At 60.2% G+C, this 25975-nt stretch carries 24 protein-coding genes and 1 pseudogene; 15 read left to right on the forward strand and 10 right to left on the reverse strand.

The window, feature by feature from the left end; genetic code table 11:
• Window positions 1-37 precede the first annotated feature (37 nt).
• The 10 genes from FKG95_RS15765 (at window position 38) to gloA (ending at window position 10663) form a co-directional block, all read left to right on the forward strand.
• Entirely contained in the window at window positions 38-1243 is a 1206-nt protein-coding gene (locus FKG95_RS15765) for a 1-deoxy-D-xylulose-5-phosphate reductoisomerase (RefSeq protein WP_142897348.1), read from the forward strand.
• 242 nt (window positions 1244-1485) lie between these two features.
• The gene (gene rseP / locus FKG95_RS15770) at window positions 1486-2586 is read left to right on the forward strand and encodes an RIP metalloprotease RseP (RefSeq protein WP_142897349.1); all 1101 of its coding nucleotides are present in this window, start codon (window positions 1486-1488) and stop codon (window positions 2584-2586) included.
• 152 nt (window positions 2587-2738) lie between these two features.
• Entirely contained in the window at window positions 2739-4934 is a 2196-nt protein-coding gene (gene bamA, locus FKG95_RS15775; RefSeq protein WP_142897350.1) for an outer membrane protein assembly factor BamA, read from the forward strand.
• 4 nt (window positions 4935-4938) lie between these two features.
• Complete coding sequence (locus tag FKG95_RS15780) at window positions 4939-5517, forward strand: OmpH/Skp family outer membrane protein (protein ID WP_246116800.1); 579 nt, start codon at window positions 4939-4941, stop codon at window positions 5515-5517.
• Window positions 5518-5792: 275 nt separating this feature from the next.
• Window positions 5793-6830 (forward strand): UDP-3-O-(3-hydroxymyristoyl)glucosamine N-acyltransferase, encoded by a 1038-nt coding sequence (gene lpxD / locus FKG95_RS15785; RefSeq protein ID WP_142897351.1) that lies wholly within the window; start codon window positions 5793-5795, stop codon window positions 6828-6830.
• Window positions 6827-7297 carry a 3-hydroxyacyl-ACP dehydratase FabZ gene (gene fabZ, locus FKG95_RS15790; RefSeq protein ID WP_142897352.1) on the forward strand — a complete coding sequence of 157 codons (471 nt, stop codon included), beginning with the start codon at window positions 6827-6829 and terminating at the stop codon, window positions 7295-7297. Before lpxD ends, fabZ begins: the two co-directional genes overlap by 4 nt.
• On the forward strand, window positions 7297-8088 hold the full coding sequence (gene lpxA / locus FKG95_RS15795) for an acyl-ACP--UDP-N-acetylglucosamine O-acyltransferase (RefSeq protein ID WP_142897353.1): 792 nt from the start codon (window positions 7297-7299) through the stop codon (window positions 8086-8088). The genes fabZ and lpxA overlap by 1 nt, the downstream gene beginning before the upstream one ends.
• Window positions 8089-8092: 4 nt before the next feature.
• Window positions 8093-8914 carry an LpxI family protein gene (locus tag FKG95_RS15800; RefSeq protein WP_142897354.1) on the forward strand — a complete coding sequence of 274 codons (822 nt, stop codon included), beginning with the start codon at window positions 8093-8095 and terminating at the stop codon, window positions 8912-8914.
• The gene (locus tag FKG95_RS15805) at window positions 8911-10233 is read left to right on the forward strand and encodes a lipid-A-disaccharide synthase (protein ID WP_142897355.1); all 1323 of its coding nucleotides are present in this window, start codon (window positions 8911-8913) and stop codon (window positions 10231-10233) included. Before FKG95_RS15800 ends, FKG95_RS15805 begins: the two co-directional genes overlap by 4 nt.
• A 31-nt stretch (window positions 10234-10264) precedes the next feature.
• The gene (gloA, locus tag FKG95_RS15810; protein WP_142897356.1) at window positions 10265-10663 is read left to right on the forward strand and encodes a lactoylglutathione lyase; all 399 of its coding nucleotides are present in this window, start codon (window positions 10265-10267) and stop codon (window positions 10661-10663) included.
• Window positions 10664-10761: 98 nt separating this feature from the next.
• Here the strand turns inward: gloA and FKG95_RS15815 are convergent, their stop codons facing one another.
• Together FKG95_RS15815 and gltX are read right to left on the reverse strand one after the other, a co-directional pair.
• A complete protein-coding gene (locus tag FKG95_RS15815; RefSeq protein WP_142897357.1) occupies window positions 10762-12069 on the reverse strand; it encodes a citrate synthase in 1308 nt (435 codons plus the stop codon).
• Between the two features lie 112 nt (window positions 12070-12181).
• On the reverse strand, window positions 12182-13594 hold the full coding sequence (gltX, locus tag FKG95_RS15820) for a glutamate--tRNA ligase (RefSeq protein WP_142897358.1): 1413 nt from the start codon (window positions 13592-13594) through the stop codon (window positions 12182-12184).
• Between the two features lie 249 nt (window positions 13595-13843).
• On the opposite strand from gltX, the gene FKG95_RS15825 reads away from it, so the two are divergent.
• The 3 genes and pseudogenes from FKG95_RS15825 to FKG95_RS15835 all read left to right on the forward strand — a co-directional run.
• Window positions 13844-14779, forward strand: coding sequence for a carbohydrate kinase family protein (locus FKG95_RS15825; protein WP_142897359.1), 936 nt, complete (start codon window positions 13844-13846; stop codon window positions 14777-14779).
• 158 nt (window positions 14780-14937) lie between these two features.
• On the forward strand, window positions 14938-17139 hold the full coding sequence (locus tag FKG95_RS15830; RefSeq protein ID WP_179954119.1) for a ComEC/Rec2 family competence protein: 2202 nt from the start codon (window positions 14938-14940) through the stop codon (window positions 17137-17139).
• A gap of 57 nt (window positions 17140-17196) precedes the next feature.
• Window positions 17197-17370 (forward strand): annotated as a pseudogene (locus tag FKG95_RS15835) (helix-turn-helix domain-containing protein); the annotation flags it as partial.
• Between the two features lie 78 nt (window positions 17371-17448).
• Here the strand turns inward: FKG95_RS15835 and lexA are convergent.
• The 6 genes from lexA to FKG95_RS15865 all read right to left on the reverse strand — a co-directional run bounded on the left by lexA (window position 17449) and on the right by FKG95_RS15865 (window position 22645).
• Complete coding sequence (gene lexA / locus FKG95_RS15840) at window positions 17449-18156, reverse strand: transcriptional repressor LexA (RefSeq protein WP_142897361.1); 708 nt, start codon at window positions 18154-18156, stop codon at window positions 17449-17451.
• A 296-nt stretch (window positions 18157-18452) separates the two neighbouring features.
• A complete protein-coding gene (locus tag FKG95_RS15845; protein WP_142897362.1) occupies window positions 18453-19667 on the reverse strand; it encodes a molybdopterin molybdotransferase MoeA in 1215 nt (404 codons plus the stop codon).
• Window positions 19667-20143, reverse strand: a complete 477-nt coding sequence (gene moaC / locus FKG95_RS15850) for a cyclic pyranopterin monophosphate synthase MoaC (protein ID WP_142897363.1) — start codon at window positions 20141-20143, stop codon at window positions 19667-19669. Before moaC ends, FKG95_RS15845 begins: the two co-directional genes overlap by 1 nt.
• 15 nt (window positions 20144-20158) lie before the next feature.
• Complete coding sequence (trpC, locus tag FKG95_RS15855) at window positions 20159-21001, reverse strand: indole-3-glycerol phosphate synthase TrpC (RefSeq protein WP_142897364.1); 843 nt, start codon at window positions 20999-21001, stop codon at window positions 20159-20161.
• On the reverse strand, window positions 20998-22035 hold the full coding sequence (trpD, locus tag FKG95_RS15860) for an anthranilate phosphoribosyltransferase (RefSeq protein WP_142897365.1): 1038 nt from the start codon (window positions 22033-22035) through the stop codon (window positions 20998-21000). The genes trpC and trpD overlap by 4 nt, the downstream gene beginning before the upstream one ends.
• Window positions 22036-22066: 31 nt before the next feature.
• A complete protein-coding gene (locus FKG95_RS15865; protein WP_142897366.1) occupies window positions 22067-22645 on the reverse strand; it encodes an anthranilate synthase component II in 579 nt (192 codons plus the stop codon).
• Window positions 22646-22946: 301 nt separating this feature from the next.
• Here FKG95_RS15865 and FKG95_RS15870 point away from each other — a divergent pair, with 301 nt between their 5' ends.
• On the forward strand, window positions 22947-24305 hold the full coding sequence (locus tag FKG95_RS15870) for a divergent polysaccharide deacetylase family protein (protein WP_142897367.1): 1359 nt from the start codon (window positions 22947-22949) through the stop codon (window positions 24303-24305).
• Window positions 24292-24999 (forward strand): nucleotidyltransferase family protein, encoded by a 708-nt coding sequence (locus FKG95_RS15875; protein ID WP_218940217.1) that lies wholly within the window; start codon window positions 24292-24294, stop codon window positions 24997-24999. Before FKG95_RS15870 ends, FKG95_RS15875 begins: the two co-directional genes overlap by 14 nt.
• Here FKG95_RS15875 and FKG95_RS15880 read toward each other — a convergent pair.
• Window positions 24960-25538 (reverse strand): inner membrane-spanning protein YciB, encoded by a 579-nt coding sequence (locus FKG95_RS15880; protein WP_142897369.1) that lies wholly within the window; start codon window positions 25536-25538, stop codon window positions 24960-24962. The two genes, FKG95_RS15875 and FKG95_RS15880, sit on opposite strands and share 40 nt — an antisense overlap.
• A 67-nt stretch (window positions 25539-25605) precedes the next feature.
• Window positions 25606-25956, reverse strand: coding sequence for a winged helix-turn-helix transcriptional regulator (locus FKG95_RS15885; protein WP_142897370.1), 351 nt, complete (start codon window positions 25954-25956; stop codon window positions 25606-25608).
• Between the last annotated feature and the right edge of the window lie 19 nt (window positions 25957-25975).

A 25975-nucleotide genomic window follows, 5' to 3' on the forward strand; every position in this document is an offset into this window, starting at 1 on the left:
TGTTGTGCGCGCAAAGCGTCACCACGCGAGGGCAGCTATGACAGCGTCACGGGCTTCATCGGAGGCGACACCGCGAGCCGTAACCGCAAAGCGTAAGGTTTCCGTGTTGGGATCAACGGGATCGGTCGGTCAAAGCACCCTTGACCTGATTGAGCGCAATCCTGAGAGTTTTGAAGTCGTTGCCCTGACCGCGAACGGCAACGCCGAGGCTTTGGCCGCGCAGGCGTGCAAACTCGACGCAAAGCTGGCGGTTGTTGCTGACGAGGCCGCTTACGGCAGCCTGAAAGCGGCGCTCTCGGGCAGCGGGATTGAAGCCGCCGCGGGGCGGGACGCACTGATTGCAGCGGCTGAAGTTCCGGCCGACTGGATTATGGCGGCCATCGTCGGCGCAGCGGGCATGGAGCCGACCCTCGCCGCGATCCGCCAGGGCGTCGCCGTGGGTCTGGCAAACAAGGAGACGCTGGTCTGTGCCGGGGCGTTGATCACTCAGGAGATCAGGACCAGCGGCACGACGCTCCTGCCGGTCGATTCGGAACATAACGCGATTTTCCAGGTTCTGGACGCCGAGCGGCGCGATGGGGTGGAACGCCTGGTCCTGACGGCGTCGGGCGGGCCCTTCAGGTCTTTTTCCAAGGCACAGATGGCTGCGGTCACCCCGGCTCAGGCACTGAATCATCCGAATTGGGACATGGGTGCCAAAATCTCGATCGATTCGGCGACCATGATGAATAAGGGCCTCGAGCTGATTGAGGCCGTGCATCTCTTTGATATGCCCGAGTCGCGTGTTGATATTCTGGTGCACCCTCAATCGGTGATCCACTCCATGGTTTCTTATGTCGATGGGTCGGTTCTGGCGCAGCTTGGGGTGCCGGATATGCGTACGCCCATCGCATACACCCTGGCCTGGCCCGACCGGATGCCGGCACCGGTCGATCGGCTTGATTTGGCAAAAATCGCCGAGCTTTCTTTCGAAGCGCCGGATTCGGAGCGTTTTCCCGCGCTGCGTCTCGCGCGTGAGGCCTTGCGGATCGGGGGTGACGCCCCCACTATCTTAAATGCTGCCAATGAGATAGCGGTTGCCAGTTTCCTGAAAAATGCCATCGGGTTTCTGGAGATTGCAGAGATTGTCGAGGAAACGCTGACGGGATTGCCGAACGGCAGATTAACCTCGCTTGAAGATGTGGTCGCTGCGGATAACGCAGCGCGCCGTTACGCTCTTGGTTTGGTGGAACAGGCCGCTTAGGGCTTTTTGAGGATCAAGGCGGCCTGCGCGAAGGTAACCTGAACTTCGGGAAGTGTTGGGATCCGGACACGATCCGGTGAACCTGACGACCGTAATAAGGTCGAAAGACCTGGGTATTAAACTGCTGTGTCCGGGCAGGCCGGAGAGGCTGCAAATGTCGGTGCTCGGCAGACACAGGTCTTTTCATGCGTACGGTTATTTCGCGGACACGGGTATGTATTGGTTAATTCGGACGGAACAGTATGGACTTCCTTAATGTGTTAACGGGGACCGTGGTCCCATTTCTGATTGTTCTGACCGTGCTCGTGTTCGTGCATGAGATGGGCCACTATCTGATCGCCCGTAAAAACGGCGTCCGTGTCGAGGTTTTTTCGATCGGATTTGGCCCCGAGGTATTCGGTTGGACTGACCGGGTGGATACCCGGTGGAAATTCAGCCTGATCCCGCTCGGCGGTTACGTGAAGATGTTCGGCGATGCCGACGCCGCCAGCCGCCCGTCCGACGCGCCGATGACGGAAGAGGAGCGGGCCGTCTCCTTTCAGTCGAAACGCCTCGGCCAGCGCGCCTGGATCGTTGCCGGTGGTCCTCTGGCCAACTTTGTCCTGGCGATCGTGATATTTGCCGGTCTCTTCACTTTTGTCGGGCAGCCCTTTTCGCCTGCTACGGTTGGCGAGGTGATTGCCGATTCGGCCGCATCAGAGGCTGGTTTCCTGCCCGGAGACCGCATTGTCCGGGTCGATGGAGATGAAATCGAGCGCTTCGAGGAACTGCAGACGATTGTCCAGCTCAGCGCCGGCAGCGCACTCGCCATTGATGTGTTGCGCGACGGAGCCGAAGTCGCACTCCAGGTGACACCCCGGCCCGCCATGAGCAATGGCGTTGGCGGCGAGCAGCAGGTTTGGCGCCTTGGAATCAGCAGGAGTGGGGCTGAATACAAGAAACACGATCCTTTGACGGCAGTCTGGCGTGCGACCCTTGAAACCTACAACGTAACGGCCAACACCCTGAAGGCCGTCGGCCAGATGATTACCGGCGATCGCAGCTCGAAGGAACTCGGCGGCCCATTGCGAATCGCGCAGATGTCGGGGGAGGTGGCCGAGTTCGGTATCATCTCGCTTTTGTCTCTTGTTGCGATTCTCTCGGTAAACCTGGGTTTGATTAATCTCTTTCCGATTCCCATGCTGGATGGCGGACATCTCGTGTTTTACGCGATTGAAGCCTTGCGCGGACGACCATTGGGTGAGCGCGCGCAAGAATACGGTTTCCGTATTGGTCTTGCTCTGGTATTGAGCTTAATGGTCTTTGCCACATGGAACGATCTCGATCACTTTGGGTTGTTTTAAGGCATTGGGTCACATAGATCGATTTTTCACCTAAGTAAGGTGCTCGGGGGTTTTAGAACGTGATTCGTGTGCCATGTGTGGCCTTGCTGTTGGGGCTGTGGCTTTGTTTGAGTACCGGGGCCGCGGTGAATCCGGCCACAGCGCAGGATTTGATGTCCGGAGGGCGTATCGAAGAGATACGGGTTGAAGGCAGCCAGCGCATCGAACCCGAGACCGTACGTTCGTACATGCGGGTCAATCCCGGTGATGAATTCGAACCGATTGCGCTGGATAGATCCCTCAAGAGTATTTTCGCCACGGGCCTTTTTGCGGATGTGACGCTGCGGCGCGAGGGCGACGCGCTGATCGTTAATGTAGTTGAGAATCCGATCATCAACCGCATCGCTTTCGAAGGCAACGACCGCCTCGACAACGAAGTGCTTGAAACCGAAGTGACCTTGCGGCCTCGCGTAGTGTTCACGCGGACGAAGGTTCAGAATGACGCCCAGCGCATCCTCGAACTTTACCGGCGCTCTGGTCGTTTTGCCGCGACAGTCGATCCAAAGGTTATCCAACTGCCGCAAAACCGGGTCGATCTGGTGTTCGAGATCAGCGAAGGCGAATTGACCGGAATTAATGCAATCAATTTCATCGGGAACCGCGAATTTTCCGATGGCAGATTGCGTGAGGAGATTGCGACAAGCGAATCGGCCTTTTACAGAATCCTGAGTACCACAGACACCTATGACCCCGACCGTTTGACCTTCGACAGGGAGTTGCTCAGGCGCTTCTACCTGAGTGAAGGCTATGCCGATTTCAGGGTGAACTCGGTCGTTGCGGAGCTGGCGCCTGACCGGGAAGGTTTCATCATTACCTTTACCGTGGTCGAGGGAGAGCAATACGACTTCGGTGAGATCGATGTGCAGACAACCCTGCGGAATCTGGATCCCGAACAGGTGCGCGATGCGCTTCTGACCGAAGAAGGCGACACCTATGACGCCAGTGCGGTCGAGGACACGGTTTCAAACCTGACCGATGCGGTGGGGAATCTGGGTTACGCCTTTGTCGATATCCGCCCCAATACGGATCGCGATCCGGAAAACCGGACTATTGATATCCTTTACGATATTCAGGAAGGCCCGAAAGTCTTCGTCGAGCGGATCGACATCGAGGGCAACACACGAACGCTCGATAAGGTGATCCGCCGCGAGTTTCGTCTCGTCGAGGGCGATGCCTTCAACAGTACGAAGTTGCGCCGCTCGCGCCGCCGGATACAGCGCCTGGGCTTCTTCCAGACCGTCACGGTCGACAACCAACCCGGCAGCACACCTGACAAGACCGTCATCAACGTCAACGTCGAGGAGCAATCGACCGGCGATATCAGCTTTGGTGCCGGTTTCTCCACCCAGTCTGGGCCTCTGGCGAGTGTTGGTATCCGCGAGCGTAACCTACTGGGGCGCGGACAGGATCTCCGCTTTAACGTCTCTATCGCAGGCAGTGGTTCTCAGGCGGATGTCAGCTTTACCGAGCCCTACTTCCTGGATCGCGAACTGGCTGCCGGTTTTGACATCTTCCGAGTCACCACTGAGGACGATGCCCGTGCCTTCGATGAGGAACGTCTCGGTTTCTCGCTTCGTGGCGGCTATGCCTTGACCGAGGATATTCGGCACGTTGTCCGCTACACGCTTGAAGACACTGAAATCTCGGATGTCGACGATGACGCTGCCATTCAGATCAGAAGCGAGGAAGGCAAGTCGCTGCGTTCGAGCATCGGTAACGATTTTACCTTTGATACGAGGGACTCGCAGTTCGATACCCGAGAGGGCGAAATTGTCCGATTGCGGACGACTGTTGCCGGCTTGGGTGGCGACCGGAATTTCTTCAAAGCCACGCTTGGTGGTGGTTACTACTACACGGTGGCCGACGACTGGACCTTCAGTACGCGCGGTGAAGTCGGCCAGATTGTCGGCCTCGGGGAAGATACCCGTATCGCCGACCGCTTCTTTGTCGGCGGATCCCGGCCGCGTGGTTTCGAAATCGGCGGCATCAGTCCCCGTGATCGCGCCAGCGACGATGCTCTCGGCGCGAACAGTTTCTACTCCGGCACTCTGGAAATGACCTTCCCTCTGGGGCTGCCTGAGGAGTTCGATATCCGCGGGCGGCTCTTTACCGACATGGGCGCGTCATTTGGTATAGACGGTTCGGATGCAGGGGTAGATGATAGTTCCAGCCCTCGTGTTACGGTCGGCACGGGTGTGTCGTGGAATTCTCCATTTGGTCCTATCGTCGTTGATCTCGGCTTCGCCGTGGTTAAGGAAGACTTCGACGAGACGGAGATTCTCAACTTTAGCTTTGGAACGAGCTTTTAATCTGATGATCCTGCAAGTAACCGCTTGTGCAGCGCAGCTGTTGCGGCTCGCAATGGTCGTTGGTTTCCTCGTGATGCCCTCACTTGCGTCAGCGCAGGATGAAACTACGAAACCTGCGATCATCGGTGTACTGGATACCCAGAAGGTTCTGCGCGACTCGATCGCCATGCGCAGCCTCTCGCAACAGATCGAAGCGCGCCGCAACAGCTTTCAGGAAGAGTTGCGCAAACAGGAGGACGCCCTGCGCGCCGCCGATCAGGAGTTGGCCCGTCAGCGCTCCATCCTGTCACCCGAAGCCTTCGCCGAAAAGCGCAGTCAGCTCGAGCAGCAGGTGTCCTCCCTTCAGCGCCAGGTCCAAACGCGCAGGAAGGAACTCGACCGGGTATACGGCGAGGCGGTGAAACAGGTGCAAGGCGCTTTGGTTTCGATCGCTCAGAAAATTGCATCGGAGCGGCAACTGGATCTGGTTCTGCCGAAGACGGCCGTCGTTCTGGTCCGCAACGATATGGAAATTACCGATGAGGTGGTAAAACGCCTCAATGAGACCTTGACGGAAGTCACCGTTCCTTCGGTTCAGAATTAGGGTGTGTCGCCAATTACGCCGCCGCACTGGTTGGGTCGCAATTGCGCGAGATTAAGAGCGAGAACGCAAAACATGTTGGGCATATTCAAGGATGAGCGACGCGAGCTTGCGCAATTACTGCCCAATCCCTCTGGGACGGGGCGTTGTTTGCCATCGGCGTCGTCGCAGGCACCCTGTGTGGGACCAGCCACACGGCGCCACCCGCTCTTAACCGATGGGAAAATTCGACCCCAGCGCGATGATGTCCTAATTGGCAACAAACCCTAAGGCGTAGCATGGCAGATCCCCGCTTTTTTACCGTCGCGGGTCCTTTCACCCTCGAAGAGCTGGCGAATATCGCCAGCGCTGAGATATCCGGAACGGCGGATCCAAAAACAGTTTTCACAGACGTCGCGCCGCTCGATACGGCTGGCGCTCACGATGTTACATTCCTGAATAACAGAAGCTATGTCGGTCAGTTCGAGAAAACTGCGGCCGGCGCCTGCATCGTGGATCCCCGCTTTGCGTCCAAGGCTCCTGAGGGGCTGGCGTTACTGCTCACTGATAAACCGCACCGCGCCTACGCAAGGGTGGCGCAGGCCTTTTACCCGCAAGCCGAAGCGGTTGCCAGGATCCACCCTTCGGCAGTTGTCGACGCTAGCGCGGTCATTGGAGATGGCTGCGAAATCTCACCTGGTGTGGTGGTTGGGCCCGCTGTGGAGATCGGCCGGAACTGCCGGCTCGAAGCCAATGTGGTGATCGAAGCGGGCGTCGTGATCGGTGACAACTCTGTGATTGGCGCAAATGCGTCTCTCAGCCACTCGATTCTGGGCAAGAATTGCAAGATTCATCCGGGTGTGCGAATCGGGACGCGTGGATTTGGGTTTGCTATGGAACCCGAAGGCTATGAAGATGTGCCGCAACTTGGCCGTGTTATTTTGGGGGATGATGTCGAAATCGGCGCGAATTCGACGATTGACCGGGGAGCGGGGCCGGATACGGTCATAGGCACAGGCACGAAGATTGATAATCTGGTGCAAATCGGGCACAACGTGAAGCTTGGGCGTCAGTGCGTACTGGTGGCTCAGGCCGGCATGGCCGGAAGTTCGGAGTTAGAGGATTTCGTCGTGATCGCGGCGGGGTCCGGCGTGAATGGCCATACGAAAGTCGGAAAGGGCGCTCAGGTCGCCGGTAAGTCCGCAGTGATGAGGGATGTGCCGGCGGGGGATACGGTCGGTGGTATCCCCGCCATCCCGCTGAAGGATTACTTCCGCCTCGTGACGATGTGGCAGCGCCAGCTAAAAGAAAAAAGGCCAAAGAGGGAAGGTCAATGAGTGAGCTTGAAGTGGCCCGGTCCGAGGTGAGATCAGCTGACATTATGCGGATCATGGAACTGATACCGCACCGCTATCCATTCCTGCTGATCGATCGCGTTGAAGATATCATCGTCGGTGAGAGCGCGGTTGGCGTTAAGAACGTCACGATCAACGAGCAGTTCTTTCAGGGGCATTTTCCGCGACAGCCGGTGATGCCGGGCGTTTTGATTGTAGAGGCCATGGCGCAGACAGCGGCCGTCCTGGTGGTCGAGACGCTGGACGGTGAAGCCGCGGGCAAGCTGGTGTATTTCATGACCATCGATTCGGCACGCTTCCGGAAACCTGTAACACCTGGTGCCACGATCAAAATTCATGTCAGCAAGGACCGCAATCGCGGCGCTGTTTGGAAGTTCCGGGGCGAGGCCCGTGTTGACGGCGCTCTGGTGGCCGAAGCGAAGTTCTCCGCCATGATTATGGACGATTGATGCCTGACGTTCATTCTTCCGCGGTGGTCGCACCCGAGGCGACACTGGCCGAATCGGTCAAAGTCGGTCCCTTCTGCGTGGTCGGACCCAACGTCAGGCTCGACGAAGACGCCGTGCTTCACAGCCATGTCGTTGTGGAAGGACACACGACGATCGGCGCGCGTACGCAGGTTTATCCTTTTGCCTCCATCGGTCATCCGCCGCAGGATCTTAAGTTCGGCGGTGAAACCACGACCGTATCGATCGGGACGGACACGGTCATTCGGGAGCATGTCACGATCAATCCGGGGACAAAGGGCGGACGTCAGGAAACCGTCGTCGGCAATCACTGCATGCTGATGGTCGGGGCTCACGTTGCCCATGACTGCGTGGTCGGCGACCGGGTCATTCTGGTGAACAACGCGACATTGGGCGGGCACGTCGTCATCGGCGAGAATACCATCGTAGGCGGCCTCGCTGCGATCCATCAGTTCGTCCGTATTGGGCGGGATGTCATGATCGGCGGCATGTCGGGTGTTGAAAACGATGTGATTCCATATGCCATGGTGATGGGCGAACGGGCCAGCCTGAATGGCTTGAATCTGGTCGGCATGAAGCGGCGCGGGCACGAAAGGCGTAACATCGTGGCGCTCCAGGACGCTTACAAGAAGCTCTTTTTGGATCCGGGCAACTTTGCCGACCGGTTGGAGGAGATGCAGGCCGGAGACAGTGAGAGCGATACGGTTCGCGACGTTCTGACCTTCATACAAGGTGAGTCGTCGCGCGGACTTTTGCATCCTAAGAAAAAGTAGCGGCATGGGACCCAAGCTCGGCATCTTGGCTGGCTCGGGCGAGCTGCCGGTCCGCCTTCGCGATCATTGCCTGATGCAGGGCCGAGACGTCTTCATAATTGCATTCAACGGACATACGGACCCAAGTATCGTTGAAGGTGTCGAGCACTTCTGGACACGTCTGGGCAGCGCCTACTCCGCGATCAAAGTCCTTCGGGATGCCGGGGTCGGCGAGTTGGTGATGGCCGGCGGGATACAGCGCCCCACACTCAAGGATCTCCGGCCCGATTTTCAGACGCTGAAGTTCATGACCAAGATTGGATCCGTCGGTCTGGGCGACGACGGTATGCTGACAGCCATTATCAATTACCTTGAGAATGAGGGGTTTCAGGTTGTCGGGGCGGATGACGTTCTGGGCGATATCCTCGCCAGAGACGGCGTCTATGGGCGGGTCGAGCCTGATGCGGAGGCCTGGGCGGATATTGACCGCGGCATCGGGGTTGCGCGTGCGCTTGGAGCCCAGGACGTCGGGCAATCCGTGATCGTTCAGCAGGGTTTTATCCTGGGGGTCGAGGCGGTCGAGGGAACGGATGCACTCATCAAGCGCTGCGCCGAGCTCAAGCACAGCGGCGCCGGTGGCGTTCTGGTCAAGGTCAAGAAGCCGCAGCAGGAACGGCGGGCGGATTTACCCACAATCGGCCCCGTTACGGTTCGCACTGCGGCGGAAAGCGGGTTACGTGGCATCGCCGTGGAGGCGGGAGGCGCGCTGATCGTCGATCGGGACGCCGTGCAGGCGACGGCCGATGCCGCGGGTATCTTCGTCATCGGGATTGAGGTCCCGCAATGACGCCGGCCCGCCAGTCCGCGAGCGAAGCGGACGCCGGCCCGGGTGCCGTCTCTCTTAACGGCACAGGCGTGCCGGAGACTGCCGAAGAAGGCCCCCTGATTTTTCTGATTGCAGGTGAGCCCTCGGGAGATCTGCTGGGCGCACGTTTGATGACCGCGCTTGAAGAGCTGACCGGCGGAAAGGTTAGGTTCGCAGGCGTCGGAGGTCCGGGCATGGCGGCGCACGGCCTGAAAACGCTTTTCCCGATCAGCGAGCTGGCAATCATGGGGATCTTCGAAACCGTCCCCCATCTGTTCAGCATATACCGGCGGATCAAGCAGACCCGCGCCGAGATTCTGCGTCAGCGTCCCGCCGCTCTGGTGACCATCGACGCGCCGAGTTTTACGCTTCAGGTCGCGAAGGGACTAAGAGGGCAGGGCATTCCCCTGATCCACTACGTGGCGCCACAGGTCTGGGCCTGGAAGGCCTGGCGCGCGAAAGAACTGGCACAGTACCTGGACCTGCTGCTGGTGCTGCTTCCCTTCGAGCCCCCCTATTTCGAGAAGTACGGCCTGAACACCAAGTTCGTCGGTCATCCCGCAGTGGAAGGCCGCGCGGAAGGCCGCGCGGAAGGCGAAGAGCCGGCCTCTGCTTCGAATCCGTCAGCGAATTCACTGGCCGGACGGGACGAGCGCAACCGGGATTTTCGCGAACGCCACGGCATAGCTGAGCAGGCGCGCCTGATCTGTGTGCTTCCGGGCAGCCGAAAGGGTGAAGTTTCACGCTTATGCAAAGTCTTCGGTGAGGGCCTGGAGCGAATGTCGGGGGAAATCCCAAACCTGCATGCGGTCGTCCCCACCGTCGCCAACGTCGCGGATTTTGTCCGCGCGGAGACCGGCAAATGGCCTGTCCCTGCGACGGTGATTGAGGGCGCAGACGAGAAACACGATGCCTTCGAGGCCTGCGAGGCGGCTCTGGCGGCCTCAGGCACGATCGCGGTGGAGTTGGCGGTTGCCGGTTTGCCGACGGTGATCGGTTACCGTGTCAATCCTCTCACAGCCTGGTTGGCAAGCCACATCCTGAAGATCAAGTTTGTCAGCCTCCCCAATCTCCTGCTGGGGCGTCTGGTGGTTCCGGAACTCCTGCAGCACTACATGACGCCTGAAACAATCGTCTCTAAGCTTTCGCCTCTGATGGCGGAGGGCGCGGCCCGTCAAAAGCAACTCGGTGATTTCACCGAGGTGGTCAAGCTCTTGACCCCGCACGAAGAGCGTCCCAGCATGGTTGCAGCCCGCCAGATCCTTTCCCAAATAGAACACACACCAGCAACAGACCGCTAAGCGAAGCGCTCGAAAAAGGGGAGAACCCGCAATGTCGGAAAACTTCAAGTTTCTACATACGATGATCCGCGTGAAGGATTTGGACAAATCGATCGATTTCTACACCCGGCACCTCGGTATGAAACTGATCCGCAAGAACGACTATCCGAGCGGCGAATTCACACTCGCTTTCGTCGGCTATGGCGATGAGACCGACAACACGGTGATCGAGCTGACCCACAACTGGGGGCAGGAAGAACCCTATGATCTGGGCGATGCATTCGGTCACCTGGCGCTCGGTGTGCCGGATATCTACGGAACCTGTGAAGCGCTCGGAAAGGAGGGCGTGAGCATTCCCCGCCCGCCCGGGCCCATGAAACACGGCGGCAGCGTGATCGCCTTTATCGAAGATCCGGACGGCTACAAAATCGAGCTGATTGAGCGCAAGTAAAGAAGTCCGGCAGAGGCCCAAAAGAGGCCCAAAAGTGACAAAGAAAAAGGGCGCTGGTCGAGACACCAGCGCCCTTTTTTCATGCTTGGCAAAAGAGACTACCGGTCTTTCAACTCGGTGTAGCTGCGCGCGGTGTGGCCCGTGTAGAGCTGCCGCGGGCGGCTGATCTTCTGGTTTGGATCTTCAATCATTTCCTTCCACTGCGCGACCCAGCCGACCGTGCGGGCCAGGGCGAAGAGCACGGTGAACATGGAGGTCGGGAAGTTCATCGCTTTCAGGATGATACCTGAATAGAAGTCGACGTTCGGGAAAAGCTTCTTCTCAGCGAAGTAAGGATCGCTCAGAGCCAGCTTCTCAAGTTCCATAGCCAGTTCCAGCAGCGGATCCTCGACCCCGAGTTCCGCGAGAACTTCATGACAGGAGGTCCGCATGACCGCAGCGCGCGGATCGTAGTTCTTGTAGACCCGGTGGCCGAAGCCCATCAGGCGGAAGGGATCGTCCTTATTCTTCGCGCGTTCGATGAACTCGGGGATCCGGTCCTTGTGGCCGATTTCCTGCAGCATCTTCAGAACGGCTTCGTTCGCACCACCATGCGCCGGCCCCCAGAGAGAGGCGATACCCGCAGCGATACAGGCGAAGGGATTGGCACCGCTGGAACCGGCGATCCGGACCGTCGAGGTTGAGGCGTTCTGCTCGTGATCGGCATGGAGGATGAAGATGCGATCCATCGCGCGCGCGAGCACCGGATTGACGACATAGTCTTCAGCCGGGACCGAGAAGGTCATCTGCAGGAAGTTTTCGGCGTAGTTCAGATTGTTCCGCGGATATACGAAGGGCTGACCGACCGAGTACTTATAGGCGTTGGCGGCGATGGTCGGCATTTTCGCGATCAGGCGGTGCGAGGCGACCATACGCTGGTGCGGATCGCTGATATCGGTCGAATCGTGATAGAACGCGGACATGGCACCGACCACACCCACCATGATCGCCATCGGGTGCGAGTCCCGCCGGAAACCACGGAAGAAGTTCATCATCTGCTCATGAAGCATAGTGTGGTAAGTAATTGATCTTTCGAAGTTCTCCTTTTCGGAGCCATTCGGAAGCTCTCCATGAAGCAGCAGATAGCAGACCTCCATGAAGTCGCTTTTCTCGGCCAGTTCCTCGATGGAATAGCCCCGGTGCATCAGGATGCCTTCTTCACCGTCGATGTAGGTGATTTTCGACTCGCAGCTGCCGGTCGAGGTAAAGCCCGGATCGTAGGTGAAGCAATCCGTTTGAGCGTAGAGCTTCCTTACGTCGATGACGGATGGCCCTGTCGTTCCTTCAAGCAGCGGCAAGTCCCAGGATTCGTTGCTGCTTTTGTCCGTCAGGGTGAAGCCTTTAGAGTTTGCTTTCGCGTCTGTCATCGCATCTTCCCTTCTACGTCGCATTCATCTTAATTTGTGCGGGAGCATAGTTTCTGAATGCTTATCAATCAATTACCGTTGTGCTGCATTGCAAAAGAAAACGGTTAACCCCCTATAACACATCGGAAATTCGAGCCAGGCATTCCTCTTTCCCAAGGATCGACATTACCTCGAATATGCCCGGAGAGACGTTGGAGCCGGTGATCGAAGCCCGTAAAGGCTGAGCCACATTGCCCAGCTTCAGCTCGGCCGATTCGGCGAAGTCGCGAACCGCCGCTTCGATCGTGCTTTCATCCCAGCTTTCCAGGGCTTCCAGGGCGGGTTTCACCGCCGCGAGGCGGGCGACAGCCTCCTCTGAGAGAATCTTTTGCGCCTTCGGATTGAAGGTGAGGGGCCGCTGGTTCGTATAGACCCTTGCAGACTCAACCAGTTCATTGAGGGTTTTCGCGCGGAGCTTGAGGCCGTCAATCCCCAGACCCAGGCGCTCAACCGCGGATTCATCAGGCGTTTGCCCATCTTCGCTGGCCATGCGCTCACAGACCAGCCTGGTGAGGCGCGCGCCCTCCGCTTCTCTCAGATAGACCCCGTTGAGATTCTCAAGTTTGGCAAAATCGAATCGGGATGCCGATTTGCCGACTCCGTCCAGATCGAACCATTCGATGGCCTGGGCGATCGAAATAATTTCGTCATCGCCGTGGCCCCAGCCCAGCCTGAGCAGGTAGTTGCATAATGCCTCGGGCAGGTAACCCATGTCCCGATAGGCTTCTACCCCAAGCGCACCGTGACGTTTCGAGAGTTTCGCGCCGTCAGGGCCGTGAATGAGCGGAATATGCGCAAAGGCCGGCACATCCCAGCCGAAGGCCCGATAGAGCTGGTATTGCCGAAAGGCGTTGGTCAGGTGATCGTCGCCGCGAATCACATGGGTGACGCCCATGTCGTGATCATCGACCACGACCGAGAGCATGTAGGTGGGCGTCCCGTCCGCGCGCAGAAGAACCATGTCATCCAGCTGGTCGTTGCCGACGGTCACTTCGCCCTGGACCAGGTCGTTGATGACCGTGCTACCCTCTTGGGGCATCTTGATGCGCACGACCGGATCTATGCCGTCCGGCGCCTCCGAGGGGTCGCGGTCGCGCCAGCGCCCGTCATAGCGTACCGGGCGTCCCTCCGCGCGGGCCGCCTGACGCATGGCGTCGAGCTCCTCCGGGCTGCAGTAGCAATGATAAGCCTTACCCTGGGCCAGCAGTTCACGGGCGAGGGCCGCATGACGTTCCGCGCCCTTGGACTGGTAGAACACGTCCCCATCCCAATCGAGGCCCAGCCAATCCAGCCCGTCAAGAATCGCTTCGATCGCTTCGTCGGTGGAGCGTTTTCGGTCGGTATCTTCGATCCTGAGGCGGTAGCTGCCGCCATGGTGTTTTGCAAACAGCCAATTGAAGAGCGCGGTTCGTGCACCGCCGATGTGCAGGAACCCTGTAGGTGAAGGTGCAAAGCGGGTAACGACCCGCGAAGCGGTTTCGGGCATGGTCTTTGTCCAAAAGAGTGTTTTGAGTGAGTCCGCCCTGTGTGTCCAAGGCGAGAGAACGGCTCTTTAGCACATCAAATGCGCTGCTGCCATGCCAAGGAAAGGGCGCAGGCAGAGATCTGCAGCATTTTTGCGGATGATTTGGGTTCTGGAGCTTGTGCGGCCGAGCGGCTATAGCTCTGGTTTCTGCTTTGCCCGCAGGCCGTCGGGCCGGATGCAGCAGACGGTCTTTGTCCTGGATGAGGTGTTATGACACGCGTTTTTTGCTTCGGTGGGGCGCATATCGACCGCACGGCACGCTGCAAGGCCGCGTTTGTCCCGGGGGCCTCCAACCCGGTGGCCGTGGAGACGACGCTCGGCGGCGCCGCTCTGAATACTGCATTCAATCTCAAGCGTTTCGGGCACGACGTTTATCTGATTTCGACGGTCGGAGACGATTCGGAGGGCGCCCGGGTGGCGGGCGCTCTGTCGGCTTTGGAGCTCTCCTGCGAGGGGCTGATCCACCGGCGGGGCCAGGCAAGCGCCAATTACACCGCCATCCTTGAGAAGACGGGGGATCTTGTGGCGGGTCTGGCGGATATGGCCATCTACGACGGGCTCACCTCTGCCGAGCTTCTGAAAGCGGTGGAGGAAATAAGCGTATCCCCGCCGCTTTCCGGTGATTTCGCGTTCCTGGACGCCAACCTTCCAGCTGGCGTTCTTGAGGATCTGACCAGCCACTACAGTTCACAAGGCCTGCGACTTGCAGCCGCGGCGATTTCGCCCGCGAAAGTAGGGCGGTTATCTAGTGCATTAAAAAACATCAATCTTCTGTTTTGTAATCAGGCGGAACTTGCGGCGCTGAGCGATGTTCATCTAGAGGATGAGGCCGCGCTCCGCCATGCCGGCGCCAGTCTCAGCGCGGAACAGGGCATCTCCATACTGATGACCCGTGGGGCGAACGGACTTCTTCACTTCGACCAGGGAGAAATCACCGCCTATCCCGCGCACCCGGCGAAGGTGGTCGATGTAAACGGTGCGGGAGATGCCTTCGCGGCGGGCTGCCTTCACGCCCTGATGCTGGGCGTGCAGATTCCGGACGCGATAACGTTCGGGCAGGCCACGGCCTGCCTGACGCTTGAAACAAAGAGCTCAACGGCAAGTGGGCTGACCGCTGCGTTGGTTTCGGAGCGTCTTGGCCGCTGAAGCCAACATCTGGACAGACTTAGTCGATGTGCCACCAGATACGGCGGTTTTCCCTAGGATGTCTCTATCGCCGCCTGTCGCGGAATAAGGTCTTATTGCGCCATTTGGTTGTTCTTCGGCCCGTTTCCTGCTTTCGTGAGATGGAAATGGGGAACGGCGTGGCTGAAACCGGGATAAGGGACAGGGCGGGATGGCGTTGGGTGCGCGGCGCGGCGGCTGGTCTTCTGCCGTCCTCCCTCCACTTGCCGGGAGAGCTTAACTGGAGCGCACCAAGTGTCTGGTTTCACGCGGAAAGAGACCGTTGGGCGCTTTGGCTTCCGGTGATTTTCGGGGTGGGAATCGGTCTTTACTTTGCGCTTCCGGTTGAACCCTCGCCGTGGGCCGGGCTCACTCTGCTGATTTTGACATCCAGTGCTTTGGCGCTCACCTATCGCGGACAAAGCGCACGCCTGCAATCCTGCAGGCTGATGAGTCTGCTGCTTGTCTTTGCGGCCCTGGGGTTCGGCATGGCGCAGCTTCGGACGCTCAACCTTAATGCGCCGATCCTGGAACGCTCGACCGGACCGACGGAGGTCCGTGGGCGGATCGTAACGGTCGAACCCCGCAAACGCGGCGAGCGTCTCGTTCTCGAAATGCCTGAGATCCGCGGGATTCCGGCCGAACAGACGCCCGAGCGAATTCGTGTGACACTCGCCACAGGGGCGCAAGGGCTCTATCCGGGCGATTGGGTGCGGGGCAGGGCGAAGCTCGGCCCGCCGCCCGAACCGGCGGCGCCTGGTGCCTATGATTTCGCCCGTGCCGCTTATTTCAAGCGGCTCGGCGCGGTTGGTTTTGCCTATGGACGCTTCGAGCTTTTGCCCAGAGAGGCTTCACAAGCCCTTGTTTCGGATCAAGTCCGGCAGTCCTGGGAAATCTGGTGGGCTGATCTCCGTCATCGCCTCTCCGAGCGGATTGTCACCGCATTGCCTGGTGATGCAGGGGCCGTTGCGGCGGCATTGATGACCGGCGAGCGCGGACGGATACCGGAAAGCCAGCTGCAGGCGCTGCGGGATGCCGGTTTGGCGCATCTGCTGGCGATTTCAGGATTGCACATCGGTTTGGTTGCTGCCGGTCTCTTCTTCGGTTTACGGGGGATTCTGGCCCTTATCCCGGCGCTGGCCCTCAATTACCCGATCAAGAAATGGGCGGCCCTTGTCGCGCTCCCCGGGGCTTTTGCCTATCTCATGCTGGTCGGCGCCACCATACCGGCCCAGCGGGCCTTCCTCATGACCGGCCTGATGCTGTTGGCTGTCTTGCTCGACCGCCGCGCGCTTTCCATGCGTCTGGTCGCCTGGGCGGCCATGGCGACGCTTCTTCTGGCGCCTGAAAGTCTGCTGTCCGTGAGCTTCCAGATGTCCTTTGCCGCCGTTACGGTGATGATCGCGGCCTATGAGGGGCGGCGCGGTTTCTTTGCCTCCGGCGGACGAGACTTCTGGAGTCTTGGCAGTCTTTGGCGCTACGGCCTTGGAATCGCCCTGACTTCGGGCTTGGCCACGGTCGCGACGGCGCCCTACGCCGTGTTTCACTTCAACCATCTCGCACTTTACGGCGTGTTTGCCAATGTGATCGCGGTGCCAATTACGGCCCTTTGGATCATGCCCTGGGCGATCGTGGCGTTCCTGCTGATGCCGTTCGGGCTGGAGGCCTTTCCCCTGTGGTTCATGGGGCTGGGCATTGACGGCGTGGTCGCCACGGCGACGACGGTATCCGCCTGGCCGGCTGCCGCTTTGAAGATCCCGGCCATGCCGGTCTGGGGCCTGATTGCCGCGTCGCTTGGCGGCCTTTGGCTCGCGATCTGGACCGGTCGTTGGCGATATCTCGGGGTTGTTCCGCTCGCTGCTTCAATCGTCTCGGTCATGCTCTGGAGGCCACCGGACATTCTGATCAGCGCCGACGCCCGTCTTGCAGCCGTGCGGCTCAGCGACGGATCCCTGTGGCGCTCCAATGCGGCCGTCAACCGTTTCGCAGCTGAAATCTGGTCTCGGCGGGCCGGCCTGGATCCCGCGGCGAAGAGCCGTGGAAATCCACTTGGGCAACCAAACTGCGACCCGATGGGCTGTATCGTGGAGCTGAAGGGCAGAAAAGTTGCGCTCGCCTGGGCCGCCGGCGCTCTGGCCGAAGACTGCGCGCTCGTCGATATCATGATCAGCCGCGTCCCGATCAGGCGTGCTTGCGCGTTTCCTGAAGAGGTCATAGACCGTTTCGATCTCTGGCGGAACGGCGCTCACGCCCTCTGGATCACCGGGGACGACATTCAGATCAAATCCGTTGCGCAGACCCGTGGCAAAAGACCCTGGGTTCTCCTTCGCGGTGAGCCCTAGGTGTATAGTCCCACGGTGTGGTGGTATCACATTGAAGACCATCGATAAGGAAGCACTATGGGACAGGTACTACACGGCAGCGCCACTACGACTCATGCTGTCCGAGCTGCGATACAGCGATCGAAAGCTTCGGTCCAAGAGCTGAGCGAGCACTACGGCATCAACCCTAAGACGGTGCGGAAGTGGCGCAAGCGATCTTCTGTGGAGGATGGGCCGATGGGGCCGAAGGAGCGGGGCGGAAGCGGCGCGCGCGACATCCCCCCGCTTACTCTTCTTGGCGCTCCGGCAGTAAGTCAGTAGCGCCGCAAATCAGTAGCGCCGCAACAGCCCGACAAGCCGGCCTTGGATCTTAATGCGCTCCGGCGGGAAAATCCTGGTTTCGTAGTTTTTGTTGGCCGGTTCCAGGGCGATGGCGCCGGATTTGCGGCGTAAACGCTTCAAGGTGGCTTCTTCGTCATCCACCAGAGCGACCACGACCGCGCCGTTTTCCGCGGACTCCGTGCGCTCAATGATCACTGTATCGCCGTCGAGAATGCCCGCATCGACCATCGAGTCGCCGTCCACCTCAAGCGCGTAGTGCTCACCATGGCCAAGGATGGTCGAAGGGACATCGACGTAGGTCGAATAGTCGCGCAGGGCTTCGATCGGTGTACCCGCCGCGATCCGCCCGTAGAGCGGCAGTTGCAGGGCCTCGGAATCGGTGGGATCGGGTGGCGGCGCGTTGCTGGGAGAAATCCCCGAAAAGCGGCCCTCGATAACGCTGGGCGTAAATCCGCCGCTCGCCTGAGGCTGCTTTTCAAGATCTTCCGGCAGGCGAAGTATTTCTATGGCTCTGGCACGGTGGGCAAGCCGTCTTATGAAGCCCCGTTCTTCCAGCGCGGTGATCAGGCGATGAATACCTGACTTGGATTTCAGGTCCAGCGCCTCTTTCATTTCATCGAACGACGGCGATACACCGTGCTGCGAGAGGTGCTCGTGAACGAAAATAAGGAGTTGGTGCTGCTTCTTTGTCAGCATGCGAAGTTTCTCCGTGAAAGTGACCTACGAGTGCATGCCCCGTTCGATTGTATCCTCCGGCCTGTTCGAACGCGTTTTGCTCTGCAAACGCGGCTTCGAATCTGCCCTGGAATACATCTGCTCAAATGAACGCGACAGGCACTAAATGTAGAACAAAACAAAAACGTCACCACATGTTCTAGTTTAGTTCACGTTTTCGGTCAAGCCTTCTGTGGATAAAAACGCGCAATGCGGGAAGAGTTCGCAAAATGTACCTCGTTTTTGAGATAGAGTCTCAAAAACAACGCCCGGTAATTCTAAACCCCGGAGAACTTTCCACTCAACGGTAGAATGTCCACAGCTGTGCCTTTTGTCAGCGCCGGATCGTTCGGTTTGCGCACAATAAGGCAATCCGCCCGCGCCAGGGTTGCCAGCATTGAACTGTCCTGACGGCCGAAAGCGGTCGCAACGCGTCTGCCCTGGTCATCCAGGCTGAGTTTTGAGCGCAGATAGTCCTGCCGGTGATCGTTCGGCGGGAGGTCGGCACCCAGGACTGCGCTTTCCAGCGCGAGGGCGTCCTCCTGGATACCAAGCAACTCATCAAGCGCTGTCCGGACAAAGAGGACTGCGCAAACCAGGCTGGAAACCGGGTTACCGGGCAGGCCGAGCATGGGGGTACCCGCGATCTTGCCGAAGATCAGCGGTTTTCCCGGCCGCATCGCGATTTTCCAGAAATCGACTTCCAGACCGCTGTCGACCAGACCGGTTCGGACCAGATCGTGATCGCCGACGGAGGCACCGCCCGAGGTAATGAGCAGGTCGGCGCCCTTCGCACCTTCGGCCATGGCGGCCAGCTTGTCCTGCTGGTCCGGGGCGATGCCAAGATTGATGGGCTCTCCGCCGCAGGCCCTGACGAAGGCGGCGAGGGACAAGCCGTTGGAGCTGATGATCTGGTTCGGACCCTTCGGATCGCCGGGCATGACGACCTCGTCGCCGGTTGCCAGGATCGCGACCCGGGGCTGGCGCCGCACGTTGAGCCAGGGCAGGTTCATTGAAGCGGCAAAGCCGATGTCGCGCGCCGTGAGCCGCCGCCCGGCTTCGAGGCCGACATCGCCCGAACGAAAATCGAGACCGGCAGGGCGCACGTAGTGGCCTTTGGCCGGGGTGCTTTTGACCGTGACCCTGTCGCCGTCGGCCTCGGTGTCTTCCTGGATGACGATCGTGTCGCTGCCGCGCGGCAAGGGGGCGCCGGTAAAGATTCTGGCCGTCTGCCCCGGCTTGACCTCGTCTTCGTAGGAAGCACCGGCCGGGACGCGCGCAACGATTTCCAGCGTGACCGGGGCGGAGGTTACGTCTTCGGCGCGTACGGCGTAGCCATCCATGGCCGACACGTCGTGCGGCGGCTGGGTCACGCGGGAGACCGCGTCTCCGGCCAGAACCCGCCCCAGCGCTTCGGCAACGCTGACGCTCTCAGCGGGCAGGGGGGCAAAAGCCGCGCGGACCCGCGCGAGCGCTTCTTCGACCGATAGCATCAAATTCCCTCGTAGATACCTGATTTGCCGCCAGACTTATGCAACAGGCGGACTTCCGTAATGCGCATGCCCCGATCGACCGCTTTACACATGTCGTAGACTGTCAGGCAGGCGACGGAGACGGCGGTCAGCGCTTCCATTTCAACACCGGTCTGCCCGGAGACCTTGCAGCGCGCCGTGACGTCGACCGCCGAGCGCGCCGTATCCAGGCTGAGTTCCAGCTTTACCGAGGTCAGCATGAGGGGGTGGCAGAGCGGGATGAGATCGGCGGTCCGCTTGGCTCCCATGATCCCCGCCAGTTGGGCGACCGTCAGGACATCGCCTTTCTTGACGCTGCCCTCGGCAATCAGCTCAAGGGTTTCGGGCTGCATAACCACCGAGCCCTTGGCCACGGCGATCCGTTCGGTGGTCTCCTTTTCGGAGACATCGACCATAACGGCGTTTCCCTCCGCATCGAAATGCGTGAATTCGGACACTCTTTCCTCCGGTCTTCAGGTGCTGCTTGAGCTTAACGGCTGTGTTTCGTTATCCAACGGCGCAGTTTGCTGTGCCAGAAGGGCAGCTGTTGCGGCGATCACGTCGTCCTGCCGCATCAGGGACTCGCCGATCAGGAAGGTGGTCGCGCCGACCTTCGCCATTCGGGCCAGGTCCTCCGGGGCGTAGAGGCCGCTCTCGGCAATCAGCAGCTTGCCCGCCGGGACGCGCGCGGCAAGGCTTTCGGTGGTTGCCAGGTCGATTTCAAGGGTCTTGAGGTTCCGGTTGTTGACCCCGAGCAGCGGCGATTTCAACGCCAGAGCCCGTTCCAGTTCCTCGGCGTTGTGCACCTCCACCAGGACATCCATGCCCAGATCGAGCGCCGTGGCTTCCAGTTCAGCCGCCTGAGCATCGCTGAGCGCCGCCATGATCAGTAACACGCAGTCGGCCTCGAGCGCCCGGGATTCCACGATCTGATAAGGATCCAGCATGAAATCCTTGCGCAACACCGGCAGGGACACCGCGGCGCGGGCGGCCTGCAGATAGCTGTCGTGCCCCTGGAAATAGGGTTCGTCCGTTAGGATCGAAAGGCAGGTCGCACCGCCCGCCGCGTAGGCTCGCGCCAGTTGGGGCGGGTCGAAATCGGCCCGGATCAATCCCTTGCTGGGCGAGGCTTTCTTGATCTCGCAGATCAGGCCGTAGCGGCCGGCTCGCGCACGGCTCTCCAGCGCGCGCGCAAAGCCCCGGACCGGGTCTGCCGTTTGCGCCGCGGCTTCCAGGGCCGTGAGAGGTGTCTGCTGCTTGCGGGCCGCGACAAAGGCCAGTTTGTCGTCGCAGATGCGTTGCAGGACATCGCTCATGCGCTTGATCCCGGATTGGTCATCTCGACCAGATCGATCAGGACCTTCCTGGCCGCGCCGCTGTCGATGGCTTCCGCGGCCATCTCGGCGCCTTCCTTCAGGTCCCGGGCCTTACCGCCCACGATCAGTGCGCCCGCCGAGCCCAGCAGCACGGCATCGCGGAAGGGACTGGCTTCCCCGTCCAGCAGCGCCCAGAGAGCCGCTGCATTCTGTTCCGCATCGCCGCCCAGCAGTCCCTCGATCGTGCCGCGCTTTAAGCCGGCGTCTTCAGGCGTGACCTCGAAGGTCTTGATTTCGCCGTCTTTTAGCTCCGCCACGCGGGACGGACCGGTGGTCGAGAGTTCATCCAGGCCGTCGGCTCCGTGAACGATCCAGGCGCGTTCGTGTCCAAGGCTTTTCAATACCTTAGCCAGTGGTTCAACCCATTCCGGCGCGAAAACGCCCATGATCTGGCGCTTAATGCCCGCCGGATTGGATAGGGGCCCCATCAGGTTGAAGATGGTGCGGGTGCCGAGCTCGACCCGTGTCGGGCCGACGTGGCGCACAGCGGAATGGTGACGCGGTGCCATCAGGAAGCAGGTGCCGATCTCCTTCAGGGCCTTTTCCATGATCGAAACTTCGGCGTCGATGTTCACACCAAGGGCCATCAAAACGTCGGCGGCGCCGCTCTTGGAAGAGAGCGCCCTGTTGCCGTGCTTCGCCACCGGAACACCACATGCTGCGACCACGAAGGACGAAGCCGTCGATATGTTGAGGGTTCCCTTGGCATCGCCGCCGGTGCCGCAGGTGTCGATGGCGTCTTCCGGGCCCTCAACGGTCAGCATCTTGGCGCGCATGGCCCGCACTGCCCCGGTCAGTTCCTCGACCGTCTCGCCGCGGACCCTGAGGGCCATCAGGAAGCCGCCCATCTGTGACGGCGTGGCGTTGCCCGACATCATGATGCCGAATGCGGTTTCCGACTCCAGTGTTGAGAGTGGCCGGCCGGTCGCCACCTGGGCGATCAGGCCTTTGAGATCATTCATGTCGCCGCTCATCGGCGTTCTCCCCCTGCTTCAGCAGCCTTGGTCATGCCGCTGATTTCGTTATCTTTAAAAAGTTGTCCAGCAGCGCGTGACCTTCCTCCGAAGCGATGCTCTCGGGGTGGAACTGGACACCGTGCAGCGGCAGATTTTTGTGGCGCAAGCCCATGATCACACCGTCTTCCGTGCGCGCGGTGATCTCCAGACAATCCGGAATGCTCTCGGGTGCCAGGGTCAGGGAATGATAGCGCGTCGCGGTCAGGGGCGAGGGAAGGCCGGCGAAAACGCTGCCGCCTTCATGACTGACCGGGCTCAGCTTGCCGTGCATGGGCTCGGGCGCGCGGACCACCTCGGCGCCATAGGCCTGCCCGATGGCCTGGTGACCCAGGCAGACCCCCAGGATCGGGTAGTCTCCCCCGGCTTTTTCGATAAGCTCCAGACAGATACCGGCGCGGTCCGGGTCGCAGGGGCCCGGTGAAATCACGATTCCCTCTGGCTTGAGCGCCAGGGCTTCCTCGGCCGTCATGCTGTCGTTTCGCCAGACCTCTACCTGTGCGCCGAGTTCGCCGAGGAAGTGATAGAGGTTGTAGGTGAAACTGTCGTAATTATCGATGAGTAACAGCATTTCAATGACTTATCTGGGTCTTTTCCGAAGATGACGCAGGGCCCATGACGCGCCCCGGGCCGTTATAGCAGGTTGCGAATGGCCGCGAAAGCGAGGCCGCGCATCGCAGATATGCGCTTCGTAACTGCCAATTGCGAGGCATTTCAGACGCTTGAGGCCGCCCCGTCGATTTACCCGAGTTGCGGAGCGACCAAAAGCTTAAAGGATCGGCAGGATCTGTTGCGTATTGTGGTAAACGTGGCAGGATGCGCGCCTTCATGCGCCGCCTGATGCGCGCCGCCCTGAAAGGCGGGACCTCGGATTGGAAAGTGAAAGCCTGACGGTGGCTGGGAAAGCGAAAAAAAAGCAGGAGAAACAGCGAGCGTCAGGGCCTAGAGCCCTGTCCTGGCTTAAGATTTTGCTGCCTGCCCTGGCGCTGCCGGTCGTGGTGATCGGCGGGCTCTATGCCGGTGTGGTCCTGCTGGACGAGGCCGCAGAGCCGCCGGAACCGGAGGTTTCTCCGGCTGCTCCCGAGTCGCCGACCGAGTCTGCAGCGTCAAGTACGGCCGAACCGCAAACCGCTCTTGTGCCGCGGCCGCAGCGACCGGTCGAACCGCTCGATATGGACAAGCTGCGCATTACCGACACGGTCGTCAGCGACACGCGGGTCGAGATAGAAAAGCTTCCAGGTAACAGTCAATTAGACAGCGTTCCTCAAGAAAAAACTGCGGGGCCTGAAGTTGTCCAGACAAGTGAGCCGGATAAGGTTCCGTCACCTGTGGCTGGGCCTGAAACGCCCCCTGAACCACAGACCGAAATCGCCGCTATTGAAAGTCCTGCAACGTTACAGAACCCGGTAAAACCCGAAACCTCCGAAAACCAGGGTCAAGCGCAAGTTATCCCACCGTTATGGCTTAGAAATGCCACAGCCCCGAGAGCGAACCGGGGGCAACCCATGATCGCCGTGGTCATCGACGACATTGGCCCCAATCTCCGCAACGCCCGCCGCTCGGTCACCTTGCCTGCGCCCCTGACGCTCGCCTTTCTGCCCTACGCCAATCATCTCGAGGATCTGACCACAAAGGCAAGCCAGGCCGGCCACGAACTCATGGTCCATATGCCCATGGAGCCGAAAGAGAGCAGCCAGAACCCCGGCGAAAACGCCCTGCTGACAGAATTGGGCCCCGAGGAGCTGAAGCGGCGCATCCGATGGAACCTGGAGCGCTTCTCCGGATACGTCGGGGTGAACAATCACATGGGCAGCAAATTCACCGGATCCGGGCCCGGCATGCGCCTGGTGATGAGTGAGCTCTCCAAGCGCGGCCTGCTGTTCCTGGATTCGCGCACAAATGCCCAGAGCCAGGCGGAGCAGGCGGCGGCGCTGTTCCGGGTGCCCTTTGCCCAGCGCGATATCTTCATCGACAACGACCACACGAATCCCGACGCGATCCGCGCCCAGCTCGCCAAGCTTGAGGAGCAGGCGCGCAGCCGCGGTTATGCTGTCGGCATCAGCCATCCCCATGACAAGACGCTCGAGGTCCTGGCCGAGTGGCTGCCCGAGGCCCGCAAACGCGGCTTTGCCCTGGTACCGATCTCGGAGATCGTGAAACAGCGTCTGCAGCTTGCCCGGGCGGGCGCAGCGCAGGACCCAAATGCCGGGAGCAAGAGTGGCCAGCCCTGAACTCCAAGGTCCTGAATTGGACGCCCGTGAATCGGATAGCTCTGACCCGGATGCCGGTTTGCGCCAGCGGCTCCATGACATCCTCCGCGCAGACCGGCAGATCTGGTCCGCGCTTCAAGTGGCGCGCAGCCTCGACCTACCCGATTGCTTCATCGCCAGCGGGGCGATCTACCAGACGGTCTGGAATGCTTTGAGCGGAAGGGCCTCGGGTTACGGCCTCAAGGATATCGATCTGATCTACTTCGACGGCGGCGATCTGAGCTGGGAGGCTGAGGACCGGGTGATCGCGCGCAGCAACGCCGCGTTCGCCCTGTCGGATGTACGCATCCCGGTGGAGACCCGCAATCAGGCACGCGTACACCTGTGGTATCAGAAGCGTTTCGGTTCGCCCTATGCGCCGCTCCGCAGTGCGGCGGAGAGCCTGACACGCTACGCCGCCACGACTCACGCGGTCGCGGTCCGGCTGGAGGAGAATGGCGTGCTGACCATCGAAGCTCCCTTCGGCCTGGAGGATGTCTTCAGCATGACCCTGCGGCCCAACCCGAAGCTCGATAACAAGGGCACCTACGACGAGAAGGCGGCGCGCTGCCGGGATCTCTGGCCGCAGGTCAAGGTCATTCCCTGGCCAGAACGTCACCGCACGGCTTGCGAACCTCAGTCCTCGTCCTCCTCGTCCTCATCCTCCAGCCAATAGTACTCCGCGAGCAGGCGCGTGATCAGGATATAGCCGAGGATCGCAAACGGGGTCAGGACGGTTCTGAAGATCACCCAGTGATCCGTTTCCAGCGTCCGCCAGACCACTTCGTTCAGCCCCGCCAAGCTGAGCGCCAATGCGATCCAGGAGAGGGTCAGGACCCGCCAGCCTTCTTCCGTGAGCTGGATATGCCCGCCGAACGTCTGCACCAGGAAGCTGGGCCTGAAGAGGAGGCCGACGCCGAGGGCCGCCGCAAAGAGACAGTTGCCGACGGTCGGTTTGATCTTGATGAAAATTTCTTCCTGGAAAACCAGGCTTGCGCCGCCCAGCAGCAGCACCATAGCCAGGGTCACGACCGCGAGGACAGGAACCTTGCGGTCCAGGACGACTCCGGTGCCCACCACGACCAGGCTGGTGAGCATGACCGCCGCTGTCGCGGCCATGAGGCCCCAGCCGAAGTTCACGACGAAGAAAACCAGCGCGGGACAGATTTCGAGCAGCAGGGATCTGTTCAGATAACGTTCGGCAAAGCTCATCATGGGTTCTGGATCGTTACAGGTGGCCGGAAGCTAGAGGCGGGAGGCGGGAGATGACTGTGGGTAGAACTTAAGCGCTCGGGCCGTCTGCTGGAAGCCCCTCCGCCCAGCGGATCGCCCAGGCGCCGAAGGGCTCGAGCAGGGTGAAGAGTTCCCGGCCCGTTGCCGTGAGCTCATAGCCGCTGTCACCCCGTGCGAGCACGCCACTTTCCTTCAGTTCCTTCAGGCGTTTGTTCAGCACCGTTGGCGACACGCTTTCACAGCTTTCCTGAAGCTGCCGGAAGGTCATCGGGCCGTTCGACAGCTGCCAGATCACACCGAGCGCCCAGCTACGGCCGAGCAGGTCGAAGAGGGCCATGATGGGTTTTCCGCTCTTGGAGCCGCGCACGGGCGCGCCGGGCCGGGGAATAGAGGACGGCATGAGAGATCTCCTCTTGCTA

This window comes from Denitrobaculum tricleocarpae, from assembly GCF_007004665.1.
GTDB lineage: Bacteria > Pseudomonadota > Alphaproteobacteria > Kiloniellales > Kiloniellaceae > Denitrobaculum > Denitrobaculum tricleocarpae.

Excerpts from the sequence above, each read along its gene's own strand:
- FKG95_RS15765 (WP_142897348.1), top strand. The coding sequence starts at position 38 with ATGACAGCGTCACGGGCTTCATCGGAGGCGACACCGCGAGCCGTAACC.
- rseP (WP_142897349.1), top strand. The coding sequence starts at position 1,486 with ATGGACTTCCTTAATGTGTTAACGGGGACCGTGGTCCCATTTCTGATT.
- bamA (WP_142897350.1), top strand. The coding sequence starts at position 2,739 with ATGTCCGGAGGGCGTATCGAAGAGATACGGGTTGAAGGCAGCCAGCGC.
- FKG95_RS15780 (WP_246116800.1), top strand. The coding sequence starts at position 4,939 with ATGATCCTGCAAGTAACCGCTTGTGCAGCGCAGCTGTTGCGGCTCGCA.
- lpxD (WP_142897351.1), top strand. The coding sequence starts at position 5,793 with ATGGCAGATCCCCGCTTTTTTACCGTCGCGGGTCCTTTCACCCTCGAA.
- fabZ (WP_142897352.1), top strand. The coding sequence starts at position 6,827 with ATGAGTGAGCTTGAAGTGGCCCGGTCCGAGGTGAGATCAGCTGACATT.
- lpxA (WP_142897353.1), top strand. The coding sequence starts at position 7,297 with ATGCCTGACGTTCATTCTTCCGCGGTGGTCGCACCCGAGGCGACACTG.
- FKG95_RS15800 (WP_142897354.1), top strand. The coding sequence starts at position 8,093 with ATGGGACCCAAGCTCGGCATCTTGGCTGGCTCGGGCGAGCTGCCGGTC.
- FKG95_RS15805 (WP_142897355.1), top strand. The coding sequence starts at position 8,911 with ATGACGCCGGCCCGCCAGTCCGCGAGCGAAGCGGACGCCGGCCCGGGT.
- gloA (WP_142897356.1), top strand. The coding sequence starts at position 10,265 with ATGTCGGAAAACTTCAAGTTTCTACATACGATGATCCGCGTGAAGGAT.
- FKG95_RS15815 (WP_142897357.1), bottom strand. The coding sequence starts at position 12,069 with ATGACAGACGCGAAAGCAAACTCTAAAGGCTTCACCCTGACGGACAAA.
- gltX (WP_142897358.1), bottom strand. The coding sequence starts at position 13,594 with ATGCCCGAAACCGCTTCGCGGGTCGTTACCCGCTTTGCACCTTCACCT.
- FKG95_RS15825 (WP_142897359.1), top strand. The coding sequence starts at position 13,844 with ATGACACGCGTTTTTTGCTTCGGTGGGGCGCATATCGACCGCACGGCA.
- lexA (WP_142897361.1), bottom strand. The coding sequence starts at position 18,156 with ATGCTGACAAAGAAGCAGCACCAACTCCTTATTTTCGTTCACGAGCAC.
- FKG95_RS15845 (WP_142897362.1), bottom strand. The coding sequence starts at position 19,667 with ATGCTATCGGTCGAAGAAGCGCTCGCGCGGGTCCGCGCGGCTTTTGCC.
- trpC (WP_142897364.1), bottom strand. The coding sequence starts at position 21,001 with ATGAGCGATGTCCTGCAACGCATCTGCGACGACAAACTGGCCTTTGTC.
- trpD (WP_142897365.1), bottom strand. The coding sequence starts at position 22,035 with ATGAGCGGCGACATGAATGATCTCAAAGGCCTGATCGCCCAGGTGGCG.
- FKG95_RS15865 (WP_142897366.1), bottom strand. The coding sequence starts at position 22,645 with ATGCTGTTACTCATCGATAATTACGACAGTTTCACCTACAACCTCTAT.
- FKG95_RS15880 (WP_142897369.1), bottom strand. The coding sequence starts at position 25,538 with ATGATGAGCTTTGCCGAACGTTATCTGAACAGATCCCTGCTGCTCGAA.
- FKG95_RS15885 (WP_142897370.1), bottom strand. The coding sequence starts at position 25,956 with ATGCCGTCCTCTATTCCCCGGCCCGGCGCGCCCGTGCGCGGCTCCAAG.